A 4,886-nucleotide genomic window follows, 5' to 3' on the forward strand; every position below is an offset into this window, starting at 1 on the left:
TTTCAAAAACACGATTGTTAATAAAATAAAATCATTGATTGAATGAAAACAATATTTTATGATTCAAAAGAAGATGAAACATCAAACGGGAGGTCATTCGCTTATAAGAATATTACAACACGCTCAACTTTCGTCTGCCAAAAAATTAGACCAAAACTATCAAGTTGTGTATAATTTTTCAAATCAAAAAAGTAATATTATAGAAACAGAAACTATAACTTATAAAAGTGGATCAAAGGGATTGCTAAAAACAAAAATGTTAGAGGGATATTTCATCAATTATTCCTTAGATAATACAATTCACTAACTGTTCTTCTACCACCTATTTATTTTATGAAACCGAATTTTTAACACACGCTATAGACAAGCAAGAAAGTGTTATCAATTATTATTTGGTTTTATTTTTCAAGAACGAAGTAACTTTAGAAAACAATTTTTCAGGAGCTAATTTCAACCGTTCTATAACATCATTGGGCGAAGCACTAAAACCAAAAGAATCTACGCCCAGAACAAGATCAGCGATTGATAATCAAGGGGTTGAAGAACCAAACTCAATAGCTATTATTGGCTTATTCCCTAAAACAGATTTTTGATATTGACTAGTTTGCTGCGTAAAAAGGTTCCAAGATGGAATAGATACTATATTAGCAATCAATTTCTTTTTCGCTAAGAGTTCATTTAATTTAAAAGCAATTTCAACTTCGCTACCACTTGCTAAGAAAGTCAAATCATATCTTTTGTTGCTTACTACTTTATAAGCACCCTTCTCAATGTTGTCATTTGTGCCAAAATTGTATTGTAAAAATTCTGTTCGCGAAGTAATGATAGTGACAGGTTTTAGTTTAGATTCTAAAGCATACAAAAAACTGAAAATAGTTTCACTAAGGTTTGCTGGTCTAAATAAAATGTGGTTTGGTATTAACCTAAGTGATCATAATTGTTCAACAGCTTGATGCGTTGGTCCGTCGTATCCAACTGTAACTGTATCGTGACTAAAAACAGATGTAATTGGAGAATCAGAGATTGCAGCAAGCCGTAGTGCCGCCTTGCTATAGTCGCTAAACACTAGGAAAGTAGAATTAATTGATTTAAAGCCACTGTGCAAAGTTATTCCTGAATTAATAGCAGTCATTCCAAATTCTCTAACACCCATGTTGATATTTACACCTAGGCGGTTATTAACATCATATACTGAACCAAATTTGGATCACATCTTTGTACTAGAAGCTAAGTCAGCAGAAGCAATAAAGATGAATGGATTATGCTTTACAAATTGTTGAATAATGTCTCCACTAATGTTACGAATTGCTGCTTTTTCATATTTCAAGTTTTTAAATCAAGAATTATCAAATCTTATTTTTTGGTTCGCTAATAAATCAAAATCAGATTTTTTAGACCCATTTAATTTTTTGAGATTTTTTTGGAATAAAGCAGACGAATTTTTTCCTCTGATATGAAATTGCTTAAAGTCTTTGTAAACATCGTTATCTACAGTAAATGGCTTTTGATTGTAACCCAAATCTTTTTTAAACTGATTTATCTCATCATCTGATAAAACCAAAGCGTGACTTTTGTTTGTACCCTCATATTTGGTCTTAAAACCGATTTTAGTACGAACTTCAATTATCGAAGGTTTATCAACTGATTTTTTAGCATCTGTTATACTTTTTGAAATCAATTCTCAATCTTCACCATTTTCAACTAAAAAATAGTTAAAACCTAGCGAGTTAAAATATTGTTTAGTATTAAAATTAGTAGAAGCACACACGTTACTGTCTGACTGTACTTGATTACTGTCGTAAATATAAATTAATTTGTTAAGTTGATAACGACCAGCGAGTGAAAATGCCTCAAAAGAAATACCTTCTTGCAAGCATGCATCTCCAAAAAGACAATACGTATAATGATTAAACAATTGTTCTTTTCTGAAATATTCAGATAACTTTGTTTCTGCTATCGCCATTCCTGTTGCAATAGCAACACCTTGCCCTAATGGTCCAGTCGAACAATCAACTCCAGGCAAAACCACATTTTCTGGATGTCCAGGGGTCTTAGAGTCAATACTTCGAAAGCGTTTTAATTGCTCAATTGTCACATCTTTGTATCCTGCTAAATGCATTGTTGTATATAACAGTGCTGATCCGTGTCCTGCACTCAAAACAAAACGATCACGATTAAGATATTTCGGGTTTTCTACGTCTACAACTAAATGATCTTTAAACAGCGCATACATGATAGGAGCGGCTCCAAGTGGCATGCCAGTATGACCAGACTTAGCTTTATTTACTACCTCTGCAGAAAGTACTCTAATTGCAGTTATTGATTTTTTGCTTAATAAATTATTTTTTACTTGCGACATTATTCAATTTCCTTTAATTTTTCATATAGATCATCTACCGAATTACAAGCTATTAATTCCTTAGTCAGATTTGGATTATTAGCAAAAACGGTGGCAAATTTTTGAAGGGTTTCAATATGATCATCAGGCGTTGTTGTGCATAAAGTAAATAACAAATTTACCTTATGCTTTTCATCACTACTGAACATAATAGGTTCTTTAAATAAAACCAAAGATAAGCCAACTTGTTTCACTCCTATTCCAGCTTCAGCATGAGCTAAAGCCAATAAGGGTGCAATTACGTAATATGGTCCATGTTTTTTCGTAGATTCAAAAATAGCCTCAGCATATGTTTCATCACATGCTTCATCTTTAACTAAGAGGTTAACTCCTTTTTTTATTGCGTCTTTCCAATCAAGTGTATTGTTTACTATTTCAATCAATTTCTTTTTCATTAAATAATCTCCTTCTCTATAATAGATAAATTTTTTTCAAAATTATCACCAGCAAAAAGGATGCTGCCGACCACACAATAGTCACAATATTTTTTTAATTCTTGAAGGTGATTCAATCTAACTGATCCATCGACCATAATGTTTTTTTTATAATCGGTGTATTTGTTTCTGAATTCCTTAATTTTCATAAACACCGATTCTTCAAATTGAACATTCGTCATACCAAGTTTTCTTACACTCATAAAATTTACTAATTCGATTTGCTTCAGATACGGCGCAACTACATTTATATTATTATCTAAATCCAAACTAATCCCGATTTTAAAACCTTTTTCTTTGCAAATTTCAAAATATTTATTAATGTTATTTAAAAAATTGAAATGCGTATGCACAATGGCCCGATCTGACTTTGGAATTCTTTCAATAATGTGTATTGGATTAACACTCATAATATGAAAATCATAAGTTATAGAATTCTCCAACAAACCAAAATTAATCAGTGAAAGATCACTATTAGGTGTAACACTTCCATCAGTCAAGTCCAAATGAAAATGGCTCAATCCAATGGATATAAGTTTTTTGGAAAACTGGTCTGGCCAGGGTAAACCTGTCTTATTTTTAGCAGCTGATAGACTTGGTACAATGGTCATTAAATACCTTCAAAAAGATTAAAGAAAACACTTCTTGATTCATTATAAACAAAAATATCCTTTTTTTGTGAAAACGATTCCTTATGCGTATTAAAAATTGGTATATCATTTCGTATCTATGTAACAAAAAATTAAATATTTTATGATTTCATATATTACCAGCCGTACAAAGAAGTCGATGCAAAAATACAAATAATTAAAGTATTATAGTTATATTATCGGGTGAAAGGAACATTTTATGAATAATCACCAAGCTATTTATAATCAGGCGATTGGCAGCACGATATTCACAAGCACTGTAACTCCTGGAGATATTGCAATTTATTTTTTTATATGCCTTCTAGTTGTGATCTTAATAGGCGTTATTTTATGAACTAAAGTCATTAGAAAAGCCGGTTTTTCATATTTATCGTCAAATTATATTTTGCGTTATAAACGTCATAAAACTTTAATTTCTCTAACCAAAAAAGGCATACTAAAAAGATATTATATAAATTGTGTAATAATCAATGGTCCATATTCCCTTGGTGTCTTTAAAAGCATAATAATAGGTAATAATTATGTTTATTTGATTGCAAAGCCCCTTTTAAAAAATATATATGATGTTAAGTATGTTAAAAATAAATATATAACAATTCTCAAAAAATCAGAAAAAGAAATTAACCCGGAAATCGATTTGTTTTTAAAAGGAATGATAGATTTAAGACAGCAATACAAAATAATGAACCAAATAAAAGTTGTTGTACCTTATCTTAACGAAAATATGCCATCGAAAACTATCAATGGAGTAAATTTTATTAAAGAGAAAAATATTGAAAATTTTATAACAGATAACGAAAAAAATATTCAAGAAGAAAATACGAAAATTACGGCAGATTTTTGTAAGAAACTAACCAAAAACATTCGTTTTTTAAAAATTCATTTTTTCTGAGTTTTCAAAAATAAATGAGTGTTCAATTCTAACCAAGATGAAGCGCAAAATGATTTAAAATCAAATGATAAATAGATTACGTAATGGTTAAATTCAAAACTGATATGTGCAATAAAAAAATTAAAACAGGAACTAAATCTCCATCACAAAAAGATGATGCTTTAATTAATAATATTCAAGATATAGGCAAAGACGGATGAACAATTAATAAGCTAGGTCAAGCTTTGTCTTGGGTAGCACAAAATGTGGTTGAAACCAAGACTGAATTAAAAGAGACAAACAACAAATTGAATGAGACAAAAAGCGAATTAAAAAATGATTTAAAAACAGAAATAAGCAAATTATACACTTTAATCAAAAAATATCATCCAGATGAAACTCCGATCCCACCACCAGATGAACCAATCATAACGTATACTGGAAACGAAGTTCGTTATTACAATATCTTTCGCAATGAATCTAACGCTTGATTTGAACAACTAGCAAAGTTGTATGGAATGCATCGCTCACAA

6 protein-coding genes are annotated in these 4,886 nt (G+C 30.3%); 3 read left to right on the forward strand and 3 right to left on the reverse strand.

The features are described from left to right. Positions 1–307, forward strand: a 307-nt coding sequence (locus T384_RS06835) for a hypothetical protein (RefSeq protein ID WP_027119710.1), incomplete at its 5' end; no start/stop codon positions are given. An 81-nt stretch (positions 308–388) separates the two neighbouring features. Here T384_RS06835 and T384_RS0105850 read toward each other — a convergent pair. The 3 genes from T384_RS0105850 to T384_RS0105860 are packed head-to-tail and all read right to left on the reverse strand — an operon-like array spanning position 389 to position 3,443. After that, a complete protein-coding gene (locus tag T384_RS0105850) occupies positions 389–2,359 on the reverse strand; it encodes a transketolase-like TK C-terminal-containing protein (RefSeq protein WP_036499462.1) in 1,971 nt (656 codons plus the stop codon). Continuing rightward, positions 2,359–2,793, reverse strand: a complete 435-nt coding sequence (locus T384_RS0105855) for a PTS sugar transporter subunit IIA (protein ID WP_027120208.1) — start codon at positions 2,791–2,793, stop codon at positions 2,359–2,361. Before T384_RS0105855 ends, T384_RS0105850 begins: the two co-directional genes overlap by 1 nt. Then, positions 2,793–3,443 carry a beta/alpha barrel domain-containing protein gene (locus T384_RS0105860; RefSeq protein WP_027120209.1) on the reverse strand — a complete coding sequence of 217 codons (651 nt, stop codon included), beginning with the start codon at positions 3,441–3,443 and terminating at the stop codon, positions 2,793–2,795. The genes T384_RS0105855 and T384_RS0105860 overlap by 1 nt, the downstream gene beginning before the upstream one ends. Before the next feature lie 238 nt (positions 3,444–3,681). On the opposite strand from T384_RS0105860, the gene T384_RS0105865 reads away from it, so the two are divergent. Together T384_RS0105865 and T384_RS06840 are read left to right on the forward strand one after the other, a co-directional pair. Continuing rightward, complete coding sequence (locus tag T384_RS0105865) at positions 3,682–4,449, forward strand: hypothetical protein (protein ID WP_027120210.1); 768 nt, start codon at positions 3,682–3,684, stop codon at positions 4,447–4,449. 8 nt (positions 4,450–4,457) lie between these two features. Next, on the forward strand, positions 4,458–4,886 hold a 429-nt coding region (locus T384_RS06840), incomplete at its 3' end, for a hypothetical protein (protein ID WP_036499486.1).

It is taken from the genome of Mycoplasma testudinis ATCC 43263 (genome assembly GCF_000687795.1).
GTDB classification, from domain to species: Bacteria; Bacillota_I; Bacilli_A; order Mycoplasmatales; family Mycoplasmoidaceae; genus Mycoplasmoides; species Mycoplasmoides testudinis.